At 64.8% G+C, this 12,600-nt stretch carries 14 protein-coding genes; 12 read left to right on the top strand and 2 right to left on the bottom strand.

Annotated elements, in window-relative coordinates; genetic code table 11:
• Together AC19YY_RS30145 and istB are read left to right on the top strand one after the other, a co-directional pair.
• On the top strand, positions 1-676 hold a 676-nt coding region (locus tag AC19YY_RS30145), incomplete at its 5' end, for a Mu transposase domain-containing protein (protein WP_500605266.1).
• A gap of 17 nt (positions 677-693) precedes the next feature.
• On the top strand, positions 694-1,449 hold the full coding sequence (gene istB, locus AC19YY_RS30140; RefSeq protein WP_258153256.1) for an IS21-like element helper ATPase IstB: 756 nt from the start codon (positions 694-696) through the stop codon (positions 1,447-1,449).
• 582 nt (positions 1,450-2,031) lie between these two features.
• Here istB and AC19YY_RS30135 read toward each other — a convergent pair.
• Entirely contained in the window at positions 2,032-3,402 is a 1,371-nt protein-coding gene (locus tag AC19YY_RS30135) for an IS1182-like element ISCfr1 family transposase (protein ID WP_500605265.1), read from the bottom strand.
• 444 nt (positions 3,403-3,846) lie between these two features.
• Between AC19YY_RS30135 and pilL2 the strand changes: the two genes are divergently transcribed.
• The 7 genes from pilL2 to AC19YY_RS30100 are packed head-to-tail and all read left to right on the top strand — an operon-like array spanning position 3,847 to position 9,789.
• Positions 3,847-4,380, top strand: a complete 534-nt coding sequence (pilL2, locus tag AC19YY_RS30130; protein ID WP_500605264.1) for a PFGI-1 class ICE element type IV pilus protein PilL2 — start codon at positions 3,847-3,849, stop codon at positions 4,378-4,380.
• A complete protein-coding gene (locus tag AC19YY_RS30125; RefSeq protein ID WP_500605263.1) occupies positions 4,377-5,030 on the top strand; it encodes a hypothetical protein in 654 nt (217 codons plus the stop codon). The genes pilL2 and AC19YY_RS30125 overlap by 4 nt, the downstream gene beginning before the upstream one ends.
• A gap of 9 nt (positions 5,031-5,039) precedes the next feature.
• On the top strand, positions 5,040-5,765 hold the full coding sequence (locus AC19YY_RS30120; RefSeq protein ID WP_500605262.1) for a TIGR03759 family integrating conjugative element protein: 726 nt from the start codon (positions 5,040-5,042) through the stop codon (positions 5,763-5,765).
• A complete protein-coding gene (locus AC19YY_RS30115) occupies positions 5,747-6,328 on the top strand; it encodes a lysozyme family protein (protein WP_500605261.1) in 582 nt (193 codons plus the stop codon). The genes AC19YY_RS30120 and AC19YY_RS30115 overlap by 19 nt, the downstream gene beginning before the upstream one ends.
• Positions 6,325-6,852, top strand: a complete 528-nt coding sequence (locus AC19YY_RS30110; RefSeq protein WP_500605260.1) for an integrating conjugative element protein — start codon at positions 6,325-6,327, stop codon at positions 6,850-6,852. The genes AC19YY_RS30115 and AC19YY_RS30110 overlap by 4 nt, the downstream gene beginning before the upstream one ends.
• Positions 6,853-6,862: 10 nt before the next feature.
• On the top strand, positions 6,863-9,037 hold the full coding sequence (gene traD, locus AC19YY_RS30105) for a type IV conjugative transfer system coupling protein TraD (RefSeq protein WP_500605259.1): 2,175 nt from the start codon (positions 6,863-6,865) through the stop codon (positions 9,035-9,037).
• Entirely contained in the window at positions 9,034-9,789 is a 756-nt protein-coding gene (locus AC19YY_RS30100; protein WP_500605258.1) for a TIGR03747 family integrating conjugative element membrane protein, read from the top strand. The genes traD and AC19YY_RS30100 overlap by 4 nt, the downstream gene beginning before the upstream one ends.
• A 15-nt stretch (positions 9,790-9,804) precedes the next feature.
• Here AC19YY_RS30100 and AC19YY_RS30095 read toward each other — a convergent pair whose 3' ends face one another.
• A complete protein-coding gene (locus AC19YY_RS30095) occupies positions 9,805-11,301 on the bottom strand; it encodes a Fic family protein (RefSeq protein WP_500605257.1) in 1,497 nt (498 codons plus the stop codon).
• Positions 11,302-11,607: 306 nt separating this feature from the next.
• Here AC19YY_RS30095 and AC19YY_RS30090 point away from each other — a divergent pair, with 306 nt between their 5' ends.
• From AC19YY_RS30090 to AC19YY_RS30080, 3 genes are read left to right on the top strand one after another with little or no spacing between them, the layout of a single operon-like run.
• Positions 11,608-11,979 (top strand): integrative conjugative element protein, RAQPRD family, encoded by a 372-nt coding sequence (locus tag AC19YY_RS30090; RefSeq protein ID WP_500605256.1) that lies wholly within the window; start codon positions 11,608-11,610, stop codon positions 11,977-11,979.
• Positions 11,976-12,209: a TIGR03758 family integrating conjugative element protein gene (locus AC19YY_RS30085; protein WP_500605255.1), complete on the top strand. Its 234-nt coding sequence runs from the start codon at positions 11,976-11,978 to the stop codon at positions 12,207-12,209. Before AC19YY_RS30090 ends, AC19YY_RS30085 begins: the two co-directional genes overlap by 4 nt.
• A 12-nt stretch (positions 12,210-12,221) precedes the next feature.
• The gene (locus AC19YY_RS30080) at positions 12,222-12,584 is read left to right on the top strand and encodes a TIGR03745 family integrating conjugative element membrane protein (protein ID WP_500605254.1); all 363 of its coding nucleotides are present in this window, start codon (positions 12,222-12,224) and stop codon (positions 12,582-12,584) included.
• The last annotated feature ends 16 nt before the right edge of the window (positions 12,585-12,600 follow it).

Below are 12,600 nucleotides of genomic sequence, written 5' to 3'. Positions count from 1 at the left end.
CGTGCTGCTGGAGCGGCTCAACCAACGGCCGTTCAAGAAGCTGCCGGGCTCCCGGCAATCGGCCTTCGCCAGTCTGGATCGCCCGGCCCTGCGCCCGTTGCCGGAGCAGCCCTACGTCTATGCCGAGTGGAAGAAGGCGCGGGTGCACATCGACTATCACGTCGAGGTCGACGGGCATTACTACTCGGTGCCGTATCAACTGGTGAAGAAGCAGCTGGAGGTGCGCCTGACGGCGCGCACGGTGGAGTGCTTCCACGCCAACCAGCGGGTGGCCAGCCACGTACGCTCCCGGCATAAAGGCCGGCACAGCACGCAAACCGAGCACATGCCCAAGAGCCATCGCGAGCACGCCGAATGGACGCCACAACGGCTGATCCGCTGGGCCGAGCAGACCGGGCCGAACACCGCCGGCGTGATCGGCCACATCCTCGAGCGGCGCGTCCATCCGCAGCATGGCTACCGCGCCTGCCTGGGCATCCTGCGCCTAGGCAAGCACCACGGCGAGGAGCGCCTGGAGCTGGCCTGCCAACGCGCCCTCAGCCTCGGTGCCTGTAGCTACAAGAGCCTCGAATCGATCCTGCGCCAAGGCCTGGAAAACCTGCCACTGGCCCAGCAGCACCTGCCGCTACTACCGGACGACCACGCCAACCTGCGCGGCCCCGGCTACTACCACTGAACCCAAGGAACCCCACCATGCTGCCCCATCCGACCCTGGACAAGCTGCAAACCCTGCGCCTGCACGGCATGCTCAAGGCGCTGAACGAGCAACTGAAAACCGCCGACATCGACAGCCTGAGCTTCGAAGAACGCCTCGGCCTGCTGGTCGACCGCGAGCTGACCGAGCGCGACGACAAGCGCCTGAGCAGCCGCCTGCGCCAAGCACGGCTCAAGCACAACGCCTGCCTCGAGGATATCGACTACCGCAGCCCGCGCGGGCTGGACAAGGCGCTGATACTCCAGCTAAGCAGCGGCCAGTGGCTGCGCGACGGCCTCAACCTGATCATCGGCGGCCCCACCGGCGTCGGCAAAACTTGGCTGGCCTGCGCCCTGGCCCACCAGGCCTGCCGAGACGCTTACAGCGTGCGCTACCTGCGCCTACCGCGGCTGCTGGAAGAACTGGGCCTGGCTCATGGCGACGGCCGCTTCGCCAAGCTGATGAGCGGCTACGCCAAGACCGACCTGCTGATCCTCGACGACTGGGGCCTGGCCCCGTTCACCGCTGAACAACGACGCGACATGCTGGAGCTACTGGACGACCGCTACGGCCAACGCTCGACCATCGTGACCAGCCAGATGCCAGTGGACAGCTGGCACGAACTGATCGGCGATCCGACCCTGGCCGACGCCATCCTCGACCGGCTGGTGCACAACGCCTACCGGATCAACCTGAAGGGTGAATCGATGCGCAAACGGGCGAAGAAATTGACGACGCCGGGCACCTCGGACTAACAATGCCAGCCCTGCGTCGCTGCGCTCCGACTGCCCGGCCGAATGACCGTGGAGTGGGTGGCCGGATGTGCGTGGAATACCCGGCCGGATAAGCCTGGACTGGGTGGCCGGATGGCGTGGAATCCGCATTGTTGCCCGCAATCCGTGCCCGCTGACTGAATGGCCAAGTCTTCGTAAACGTCCGCGCATGAATGTCCGTTACTGGCCGATTCTGTTGAAAAAGTCCCTTTGCAATTTCTTCCCACAAAAGAGCGTTGCCTACGTTGAAATCTGAACCGTACTGGAGACAAAACAACCTTGGTTTTCACGCAGCAACGCCCAAATCGTGCGTTTTTGAGCTCTGGAAAGGCGGCTCCGGCCAAGACCGACCTTTTCAACAGAATCGGCCGGTTGTTACCTGTCGCGACCGGCAGCTTCGGGCCGATTCTGTTGAAAAAGTAGGTTCTGCGGCAGCAAGGCGGTCGGATGTGCCTGCTGTCGAAGTGGCTGCAAGCCACTTCAAGTTGCCTTCCGGCGTTTCACTGAGCGTCCTTGCTCAGGTTTAAGGGTTAATTTGAGGGTTTCTGCTCGTAGCAGGCGTACCTATCCCGTCAGCGGTGGCCCTTGAGGCAAAAGCTTGGCCATGCGGCGCAGGTTCTGCACCATCGCAGCCAAGGTGAATTCGTCAGTGGCACCCGTTAGGCCACGCAGTCGTAAACGGTCGAGTTTCATGATCCGTTTGAGGTGGGCGAACAGCATCTCCACCTTCTTACGTTCGCAGCGAGAGACGAGGTATTCCGGTGTCTTGGCGATGCGCCTGGCCACATCGCGGGCAGCCTCATGGATGCTGCGGACGATCTTCCGATTCGGAGTGTTGGGGCAGCATTTCGCTTTCAACGGGCAGGTGGCGCAGTCGGTTTGGCTTGAGCGGTAAATGATGGTGTTGGCCTTGGTTACCCGCGATCTTTGCTGGGTGAAGGCGCGCCATTCACTGCGTAGCGGTTTGCCGGCTGGGCAGCGATATTCATTGGCGTCCTGGCTCCAGTGAAAGTCGTTACTGGAGAGGCTGTCGTCCTTGCGCTCGGTCTTGTCCCACACCGGCACATGCGGTTCGATGTCCTTTTCTTCGACCATCCAGGCCAGCATCGGGGCGGTGCCATAAGCGGTATCGCCGATAAGGCGTTCCGGGGCGAGATCGAACTGCGCTTCGACACGCTCGACCATCGTCCTAGTCGAATCGACTTCGGCGGTACGGTGCGCCGGGGTAGCTTCCACGTCCATGATCACACCGTGCTCAGTGTCGATCAGGTAATTCGTGGAGTAGGCAAAAAAGGCCGGGCCACCTGGCGCTGCTGTCCAACGGGACTGAGGATCTGTGAGCGAAATTTTCTTGGGAAGAGCCTCAGCCAGCGCCTCTTCATCAAGGGCTTCGAGGTACTCGCGCACTGCGCGGCTGCTGAGCTTTGGATCGTTCCAATCGACCTCATCTCCCGCCACCCCACGTTGCCGGCTGGCATCCGCCTTAATGATGCTGGCGTCGACGGCGAAACCTTCACCCTTGACTAGGCCGGCTGCCATGCAGCGCCGCAGCACCTCATTGAATAACCAGCGGAATAGATCGCTGTCACGAAAACGCCCATGGCGATTCTTCGAGAAGGTCGAGTGATTGGGGACTTCGTCTTCCAGACCCAACCGGCAGAACCAGCGATAGGCCAGGTTCAGGTGCACCTCTTCGCACAATCGCCGCTCGGAACGAATGCCATAGCAGTAGCCGACGACCAGCATGCGCACCATCAACTCCGGGTCAATCGAGGGACGCCCGATGGGGCTATAGAAATCTGCCAGGTAGGCACGTAGATCACTGAGATCCAAGCACTGGTCGATGCTGCGCAGGAGATGTTGGGCCGGGACGTGATCTTCCAGATTGAACGAGTAGAACAGGCGCGGCTGTCCTCCCGGTAACTGTCCCATCATGCTGTTCGCCCCCACGCTCGCTGACAAAGCAATTTTGCCAACGGCATGGGGAGACCGCTACTTTTTCAACAGAATCGGCCAGCTTCTGCCTGTCTGACCGGCGGCTGTGGGTCATTTTCTGCCGAACACCAGCACTCCGCGAGCGCCCTCCTCCAGCCTCTCTGGCCTTGCCGATGCCCCCGACTGTGCCTCATCTCACCGTTCGGCAACCGCACAAGCCCGCTTCGAGTTATCCACAAAATCTGTGCATAACCCTTTCAATAAGATCCCAATCCCACGACGCATGGGGCCTCGGGTCCACCTGCTGGTTTTTTGATCACCGCTGAGTCCGCTGCCCTTTTGAGACTTCCCCGTAAAAACGGCAACACAGCGATTCCCATTGTTTGCTGACTCGACCTCGCGCAGTGGCGATGGTCTCGGCTCGACCTTGCCGAGAGCCGAGCCATGCACGCCATCCGTTCCTACTGCAGTTGCCTGCTGCTGGCCGCACTGGTGGCCGGCTGCGCAACACCTCCAGCGCCCTCTCCCGTTCCCGCTGAGGTCGCGGCTCCGGATCTGGATCAGGAGTACGTCCCGGTCGTTCGCTACGGCCGCTACACCCTGGTCGAGCTGACCCCGACGGCCGCCCAGCAGGATCTGCTGTTACAGGTGGTCGACGTGGCCATTCCCCGCACCCTACACGCCAGCGTCGGAGATGCGCTACGGCATGTATTGCGTCGCTCCGGCTACCAGCTCTGCAGCGGACGCGACACCGATGCGCTGGGCAGCCTCCCGCTGCCGGCGGCGCACTACCATCTCGGCCCGTTACAACTGCGCGATGCCCTGCGGACCCTGGCTGGGCCAGCGCGGACGCTGCACATCGACCACAGCACGCGCAGCGTCTGCTTCAGCCAGCCGGACGCAATACCTGTCGAAGCGGGGCCGGCCACCGTTGATAGCGTTCCCCTGCAAGGTGCAACTGGGGAGCCGCAGCCATGACGACGATGCCCGGCCTTGAATCTAGTCCTCACGGCCCCCTGATGCGTGTCGCCGTAGCCACCTGGCTGCTGCTCATCAGCGGCGCCGTCGCGATCAACCACGTTGCGCTGTCAGGTCTGGCGACCCAGGTCGAAACCAGCGCACCCAGCCTGCAGGTCGCCGCGCTAGAAAAGCGCCTGGCCGAACTGACCCAGCAGGTCGAGCACGTCCAGCAGCAGCCGGACGCCCTGCCCCAGGCGCGCTACGAGGCTGATCGTCTGGCGATGGAGAAGCGGCTCAGTGCGTTCGAGGAGTCGCTCGGCAGCCAGCCGGCAGCGGACAATCTGCTGCCGCTGCAAGCGCGCCTTGAGCAACTGGAAATGCGCCTCAGCGCACCTCCGCCTGCACCACCGACTCAGCCCCGCCAGCGCGCCGCGATACTAGCCAAACCCAAGGCCATCGAGCCGCCATTCCGAGTGATCGGCACGGAGCTGCGTGCCGGTGAGCAGTTCCTCTCAATTATGCCTGCTGCTTCGGACGCGCTCGCACAGGTTCGCCTGCTGCGCCCCGGCGAGACCGAGGCCGGCTGGCACCTCGAGGCTATCGAACCAAACACCGCTGTGTTCCGGCACGGTGACGATAGCCGTCGCCTGCCCATTCCGGCGCGATAGGAGGGTCAGATGAGGCCTCGCCGTATCGTTCCCACCCTGCTCCTCCTGCTGACCAGCAACCTGGCCCAGGGCGCGCCAACCCTCAGCAGCGACAACAGGCCCAGCCGCGAGCCGCCGTTGGCTCTCGAACGCGCCGACGAGCAGCATGCACGGGATTGGGGCCTGAGCGTCGAGGAATGGACGCGCTACCGCGATCTGATGCAGGGGCCGCTGGGGGTCTATTCGCCGCACATCGACCCGCTGACTGCACTGGGTATCGAGGCGCGCTCCGACCAGGAGCGGCAGCGCTACGCGGAGCTGCAGGTCGCGGCAGAAGCGCAGCGCGTCGAGAAACTGCTCGCTTACCAACGGGCTTACGACGACGCCTGGCAGCGGCTCCACGCCGATATGCCGCGCGTCATCCTGCCCGACGCCGGCCCGACGTTCTCGCCGGTGGTGCCAGCGGCGAGCGGACGGCTCGCCGTGTTCGTCGAGGACGCCTGTCCGACCTGCGATCAAGCCGCGCTGCGGCTGCAGGCCGCCGGCAAGGCGTTCGATATCTACGTCGTCGACAGCGGCGCCGACGACGCGCGCATCCGCGCCTGGGCACAGCGCATTGGCATCGAGCCGACCAAGGTGCGCAGCGGCCAGGTCACGCTCAATCACGACGCGGGGCACTGGCTTTCGTTGGGGCTGCCAGGCGACCTGCCGGCGGTCGTGCGCCAGGTCGGCGGGCAATGGCAGCGGCAGCCGTAATGTCGCTCCGCACTGCACTCGTGCTGCTGGTCTGTGTGCTGACCGGTACTGCTCAGGCGCGGGAAATCCCGCCACCGGCCTACCAGGTTGCCGCCCAGCGCGCCGGCATTCCCTCGACCGTCTTGTACGCCGTGGCACTGCAGGAGAGCGGCACCCGCGTAGGTGGCCGCCTGGTGCCGTGGCCGTGGACGCTCAACGTCGCCGGCACATCGCAGCGCTACGCCACCCGCGCCGAGGCCTGCACCGGGCTGCGCGAGGCACTCAGGCGCACACCAGCCACGCGGATCGACGCGGGGCTCGGCCAGATCAATCTCGGCTACCACCCGCAGCGCTACGCCCAGCTCTGCGACCTGCTCGATCCCTACCGCAACCTGGCCATCGCCGCCGAGATCCTGCGCGAGCAGCACGTCGCCGGTGAGGACTGGCTGCTCGCCATCGGCCGTTACCACCGCCCCGCCGGTGGTGCGCCGGCTGCGCGCTACCGCCACAACGTCAGCCAGCACCTGGCTCGCGTTCTGGGCGAACCCCGACCGGCCATCCGCTCCCGGAGGAACCTGCCATGAACGCCCTGCCCATCCTCGTTGCCTGCCTCTCTCTGCTGTGGCTGCCGGTGATCGCCCAGGCCGACGCGCTGATCATCGTCGACGATCGTGGCGGCACCTCGGCCTTGCCGTACTACGAGGCCCTGAACCTACAACCGCGCGCCGGAGTCAGCGCGCCGCTGATAGAGATGCCGCGTCCGCCAGTTGAAGCGGTCAACGAAGCGAGCATGCCCCCGGTGCGCTCCATGCGGCTGTCGCCCGGCGTTGTGGCGCGGCGCACGATCGAAGCGCCCGGGCTGCCGGCGTTTTTTCTCGTCGGCGACGACCAACGCTCGCGTGCCTGGCTGCAGCAGCGGGCGCCGCGCCTGCGCGAACTCGGCGCCGTGGGCCTGATCGTCAATATCAGCTCGGCCGAGTCTTTGGACGCGCTGCGGGCGCTGGTGCCAGGGCTGCCGCTGTCGCCGGTTACCGGCGACGACCTCGCCGAGCGCCTCGGCTTGCGTCACTACCCAGTGCTGATCACGGCCACCGGCCTCGAACAGTGAAGCGCCGGCCATGGCCCAACCCCACGCGATCGAGGTGCTGCTACGGCCAGCGGTGGAGCTGTACACCGTGGCGGTCTGCGCCGCCGCCGCGTTGCTGTCCCTGGTGGCCCCCTGGTCGCTCGCGCTGAGCCCAACGATTGGCCTGGGCAGCGCCCTGGCCTTCCTCGCCTTCGGCGCGATTCGCCTGCGCGATGCGCTGGTGATCCTGCGCTACCGGCGCAACATCCGCCGCCTGCCGCGCTACGTGATGACCAGCCGCGATGTGCCGGTCAGCCAGCAGCGGCTGTTCATCGGCCGCGGATTTCGCTGGGAACAACGGCACACGCACCGCCTGACGCAGACCTTCCGCCCCGAGTTTCGCCGTTACGTCGAGCCCACGCCCGCCTACCAGTTGGCGCGTCGCCTGGAAGAGCGACTGGAGTTCGCGCCGTTTCCACTGTCGCAACTGGCCAAGCTAACCGCCTGGGACATCGCACTCAACCCAGTGCGCCCGTTGCCGCCAGTCGGCGGCCTGCCGCGGCTGCATGGCATCGAGCCGAACGAAGTCGATGTCAGCCTGCCGCTCGGCGAACGGGTCGGGCACTCGCTGGTGCTGGGTGCCACCCGGGTCGGCAAGACCCGCTTGGCCGAGCTGTTCGTGACCCAGGACATTCGGCGGCGTAATGCGGCCGGCGAGCATGAGGTGGTGATCGTGTTCGACCCCAAAGGCGATGCGGACCTGCTCAAGCGCATGTACGTGGAGGCCAAGCGCACCGGTCGCGAACGCGAGTTCTATGTCTTCCACCTGGGCTGGCCGGATTTCAGCGCGCGCTACAACGCCGTGGGCCGCTTCGGAAGAATCTCGGAGGTGGCCACGCGCATCGCCGGGCAGCTCTCCGGCGAGGGCAATAGCGCGGCGTTCCGGGAGTTCGCCTGGCGCTTCGTCAACATCATCGCCCGCGCCCTGGTCGAGCTGGGCCAGCGCCCGGACTACCTGCTGATCCAGCGCCACGTGGTCAATATCGACGCGCTGTTCATCGAGTACGCGCAACATTACTTCGCCCGGCACGAACCCAAGGCCTGGGACATCATCGTGCAGCTCGAAGTGCGGCTGAATGACAAAAACATCCCGCGCAACATGATCGGCCGGGAAAAACGCGTGGTCGCGCTGGAGCAGTACCTGTCGCAAGTCCGCGTCTACGATCCGGTACTCGACGGCCTGCGCAGCGCCGTGCGTTACGACCGCACCTATTTCGACAAGATCGTCGCCAGCCTGTTGCCGCTGCTGGAAAAGCTCACCACCGGCAAAACCGCGCAACTGCTCGCCCCCAACTATGCGGATCTGGCCGATCCGCGGCCGATCTTCGACTGGATGCAGATCGTGCGCAAACGCGCGGTGGTCTATGTCGGCCTCGATGCCCTGTCAGATGCCGAGGTCGCCGCCGCTGTCGGCAACTCGATGTTTGCCGATCTGGTGTCGGTTGCCGGGCATATCTACAAGTTCGGCATCGACGAGGGGCTGCCCGACGCCCTGGCGGGTGCCCGGGTTCCGATCAACGTCCATGCGGACGAATTCAATGAACTGATGGGCGACGAATTCGTGCCGCTGGTCAACAAGGGCGGCGGTGCCGGGCTGCAGGTCACGGCCTACACCCAGACGCTCAGCGACATCGAGGCGCGTGTCGGCAACCGCGCCAAAGCCGGCCAGGTCATCGGCAACTTCAACAACCTGTTCATGCTGAGGGTGCGCGAGACCGCGACCGCCGAGCTGCTCACCCGCCAACTGCCCAAAGTGGACGTCTACACCACGACACTGGTCAGCGGCGCCACCGACAGCTCCGATGTGCGAGGGCCGACCGACTTCACCTCCAACGCACAGGACCGCATCAGCACCGCCAGCGTGCCGATGATCGAGCCCGCCCACGTGGTCGGCCTGCCCAAAGGCCAGGCCTTTGCCCTGCTGCAAGGCGGCCAGCTGTGGAAAATCCGCATGCCGCTGCCGGCCCCCGATCCTGATGAAGCCCTGCCCGAGGATCTCCAGCAGCTCGCCGGCTACATGCGCCAACACTATGCCGAGGCCGGCGACTGGTGGGACAACCAGGGCCTGCCAGGCCTGCAGGATCAGCCGCTGCCCGACGACCTGCTCGACGGCTTCCGCCACCTGGCCGATCCGGACACGGCCGTCGATGGCGAGGCACGGCCATGAAGGATCCAGCCGCCACCACCCAGCGCGAACAGGCCCGTCAGCAAGGCGTGTTCGCCAGCATGGTCACCCTGCCGCTGCGCATGCTCGGCGTGCTGATCGGCTCGCTGCTGTTGTCGATCCTCATCGAGTGCGCCGGCATGCACCTGTTCTGGCCCGACCAGGGCTGGCGTCATGCCCAGGGCATGCTCGACTACGAACTGAACCACCTCTCCACCCACTTCACCCGCAGCGCGGTGGTGCAAGAGCCGGGGCGCACCGCACATCAATTGGTTGAGAGTGCCTACCAATGGCTCTTCGTGAAGACCGGCCTGCTCGACTGGATGAGCCAGGCATCGGCGCGCTCGCGCTCGCGCGCCCCGAGTCATGGCGATGCCCGAGACGTCCGCTACTACATCAGCCAGGTCTACGTTTGGAGCGAGCGCTACCTGATCGCCGCAGCGTTCACGACATTGACCTTCATGGTGCGGCTGCTGGTCTTGGTGCTGACGCTGCCGCTGTTTCTGCTGGCCGCCTTCGTCGGCCTGATCGATGGCCTGGTGCGCCGCGATATTCGCAAGTTCGGCGCCGGCCGCGAGTCGGGTTTTATCTACCACCGCGCCAAAGCGAGCCTGATGCCGCTGGCCGTCCTGCCGTGGATCCTCTACCTCACCCTGCCTGTGAGCGTGCACCCGTTGCTGGTGCTGCTGCCGAGCGCGGCGCTGCTCGGCCTGGCGGTGAACATCACTGCGGCAAACTTCAAGAAGTACCTATAGCGCGGCAGCGGTCGCTCATTTGTCTGCGGCCTCGACCCGTTGCGCCGCCAGCACCTGCTGGGCCATCTGCTCGATGAAGTCGAAGACCTCTTCCGCAACTCGGTACTGATACTGCTTGCGCCGGTTGTTGGAGACGATCCCATCATTGGACAAGCACATCATCACCAGGTTGGCGAGATCACTCCCACGCAGGTCGTAGCGTTCGTCCACGGCCCGGTAGACCGTGTCGTAGCACGCCAGGAAGGCCGTTTCCTTGTGCAGCTCGACTTCAAGCGCCACCCTGGCCATCTCCAGGGTGAAGGCAACGCAGGGCGTCGCATCCCAGAAGCGATACACCGCGTTGTCCCCGCGGAACTCGAAACCGTACTGGCCGAAGTCGATCCACTGCACGTCCCAGAAATCACGCACCGGCCGGGAGAAGGACTGCAGCGTCTCCAGATACTGGCGTTCCTGGCGTTTCATCGCCACCGAAACGGGTAACAGCAGCCCGTTTTCCAGCGCGCCGGCGCGGCACAGCGCTTGGTGGATCAGGAACCGAGACAGACGCCCGTTGCCGTCCATGAAGGGATGGATGAGTACGAAGCCAAACGAGATGATGCCGGCGGCCACCAGTGGATCGATCTGGGTCGGGGCCTCATTGGCAAACCCCATCAGGCTCTCCATCAGTTCCCGGCAGAGCTCCGGGGGTGGCGGCAGATATGTCACCCCGACGGCCCCCTGGGTACCATCGGAGAGGTGGTTCTGCTCATGCCTGAACGCTGCAGCCATATCGAGGGGGTTGGAGACCGTCGCGTTCTGCAGGTTCACCAGGTAGTCCTCAGTCAGCGGCTGGCGCTCATGGGCCTGGCGCAACAGCTGGATGAAACGCCGGGATTTGTCCTCCGTCGGCGCCTCCCGCTCGATGGCGAAGGAATCCTTGGTCTCGTGCAGGTAGGCCCAGTTGAGCGCCCGGTCCATCATGATCGGGGGCAGCGATTCGATGAAGACTTTGGCCCGGCCGAGGATGTCATGGGCCAGCAGCTCGGTGATGAGCGGGGTGCGCTCGACCGTAGCGCAGTAGGTAAGATCGCCCAGACCGTTGAACTCGATGCGCCATTTCGCATTGCGCTCACCCGGCCGCGTGATGTAGCGCTCCGGATCAAACAGCGGGCTGTACGGCACCCGGACCGGGGCATGCTGCGCGATGGGCTCACCGGTAAAGGCTTCCCTGAGGTAACAGGCCTTCCGGATATAGATCCCGTTGGGCGCAGCCTGGTAGGCCTGCTCGAATGCTGCTGCCGGAATTCTCGGCAGCGCCTGGGCGAGTACCGCCAGGTTGATGCCCTCGTGCTTGAGGGCGAACAAGACGTGGCCAAGCAGATCATCCGGCGCCGGCGCGATAGCCGGCGGCACGGCCAAGGTGTGCCCGATGCACTCAATGCGCGTGACCGGCTGTACAATGGCAGGCAGACGGAGAGGTACCGCCGAGAGTCCCAGCTGCTGGATGAGAAGCGAGTAGCCCGCGGCGTTCATCACAAAATCCTTTCTTCGGTTCAGGTGGCCAGGATTTTCCTCACTCTAAAAGGAAAATCCTCATTTCCGACCATTATGCCGATTTTTTCCTCACTTTCCATCGCCTGAACGGCAGGTGCGGAATGGGCGCGTGTCGCACATGCGGGAAGCTGGCCGTCGGAAACCTGATTCGCACTTCGACGTGCGTCGACATCACCACGCCAGGGTAGCCAACAAGCCGATCACGGCCAATCCCGCATTGATTGCAGCATCGCCCGCGATTGCTGAGGAGCATCTCGCCATTGCTCGCCAATCGTGGATTGCCCCATGTCCAAGCGACTGCTCTCTCCAGCCAACAGGCATCACGCATCCGGTCTGATCCCGGCGCTGCTGCTCGGTCTGTGCCTAGCCGGTCACGCCAGCGCCGACGATGCCACGCCAGAGCATGCACGCCTCGCGGCCGCGCTGCGCCAACTCGACAACATCGAGCGCCTCGTCGCGCAACAAGCCGCACAGCCGCCAGACGAACGTGCCCGTTACCACTTCGACTACGGCCGTCTCGCCGCCGACCTGGAGCGCGTGCGCGGCGGTATTCGCGACTACCTGAAGCCCTCGCGTGCACAGCCGCGCGATCCCGCCGAGCTGCTCGGCGATTACCGCCAGCCTGCCGCCGCGCTCGACGCACAGGAGGCGCCATGAACGCCGCGCAGATCACCGCATTCCAGGCCAACAGCGGCCTCACCCCGACCGAAATGGCAACCGTACTGCTCGGTGCGGTGTTCGCCGTGCTGCTCCTGTGGGGTGCCTGGGCGATACGCAGCGCTTACCTCGGCTGGGCCGAAGAACAGCTGTCCCACCGTCAGTTCCTGGTCGTCGTGGTGCGCTTCGTCGTGCTGTACCTGGTGCTGACCTTATTCCTGCTCTCGTAAGAGGTCATCCTGATGAAGCCGCTCGCCCGTACTTTCCTCCCACGCGCCTTCACTGTTCTGGCGGCACTGCCGCTGTTCGGCGCGCTGTCGCCATTCGCCCAGGCCGCCCTGCCCACCCTGGAGAACCCATCGCGCGGCGTCGGCACGGGGATCCTGCAAACGCTGCAGAACTACGGCTACGACATCGTGATGCTGATCGCCCTGCTGGTGGTCGCCTCGATGTTCGTCGGCGTCTGCTACCACGCCTACACCCGTTACGCGGAGATCCACATTGGCCGCTCGACCTGGGGCCAGTTCGGCCTGACCGTGGCGGTCGGTGCCATTCTGCTGGTGGTGGGCATCTGGCTGCTGACCGAAGCCATCGGCGTGCTCTGAACCGAGGCCTGCCGAG

The organism is Pseudomonas sp. MF09156 (assembly GCF_059862305.1).
This window is presented reverse-complemented; position numbering and strand designations above follow the sequence as displayed.

Bases quoted from the DNA above. Each gene is read 5' to 3' on its own strand.
- AC19YY_RS30100 (WP_500605258.1), top strand. From the start codon at position 9,034: ATGAAGGATCCAGCCGCCACCACCCAGCGCGAACAGGCCCGTCAGCAA.
- AC19YY_RS30120 (WP_500605262.1), top strand. From the start codon at position 5,040: ATGAGGCCTCGCCGTATCGTTCCCACCCTGCTCCTCCTGCTGACCAGC.
- AC19YY_RS30080 (WP_500605254.1), top strand. From the start codon at position 12,222: ATGAAGCCGCTCGCCCGTACTTTCCTCCCACGCGCCTTCACTGTTCTG.
- AC19YY_RS30135 (WP_500605265.1), bottom strand. From the start codon at position 3,402: ATGATGGGACAGTTACCGGGAGGACAGCCGCGCCTGTTCTACTCGTTC.
- pilL2 (WP_500605264.1), top strand. From the start codon at position 3,847: ATGCACGCCATCCGTTCCTACTGCAGTTGCCTGCTGCTGGCCGCACTG.
- AC19YY_RS30115 (WP_500605261.1), top strand. From the start codon at position 5,747: ATGGCAGCGGCAGCCGTAATGTCGCTCCGCACTGCACTCGTGCTGCTG.
- AC19YY_RS30085 (WP_500605255.1), top strand. From the start codon at position 11,976: ATGAACGCCGCGCAGATCACCGCATTCCAGGCCAACAGCGGCCTCACC.
- AC19YY_RS30090 (WP_500605256.1), top strand. From the start codon at position 11,608: ATGTCCAAGCGACTGCTCTCTCCAGCCAACAGGCATCACGCATCCGGT.
- istB (WP_258153256.1), top strand. From the start codon at position 694: ATGCTGCCCCATCCGACCCTGGACAAGCTGCAAACCCTGCGCCTGCAC.
- AC19YY_RS30110 (WP_500605260.1), top strand. From the start codon at position 6,325: ATGAACGCCCTGCCCATCCTCGTTGCCTGCCTCTCTCTGCTGTGGCTG.
- AC19YY_RS30095 (WP_500605257.1), bottom strand. From the start codon at position 11,301: ATGAACGCCGCGGGCTACTCGCTTCTCATCCAGCAGCTGGGACTCTCG.
- AC19YY_RS30125 (WP_500605263.1), top strand. From the start codon at position 4,377: ATGACGACGATGCCCGGCCTTGAATCTAGTCCTCACGGCCCCCTGATG.
- traD (WP_500605259.1), top strand. From the start codon at position 6,863: ATGGCCCAACCCCACGCGATCGAGGTGCTGCTACGGCCAGCGGTGGAG.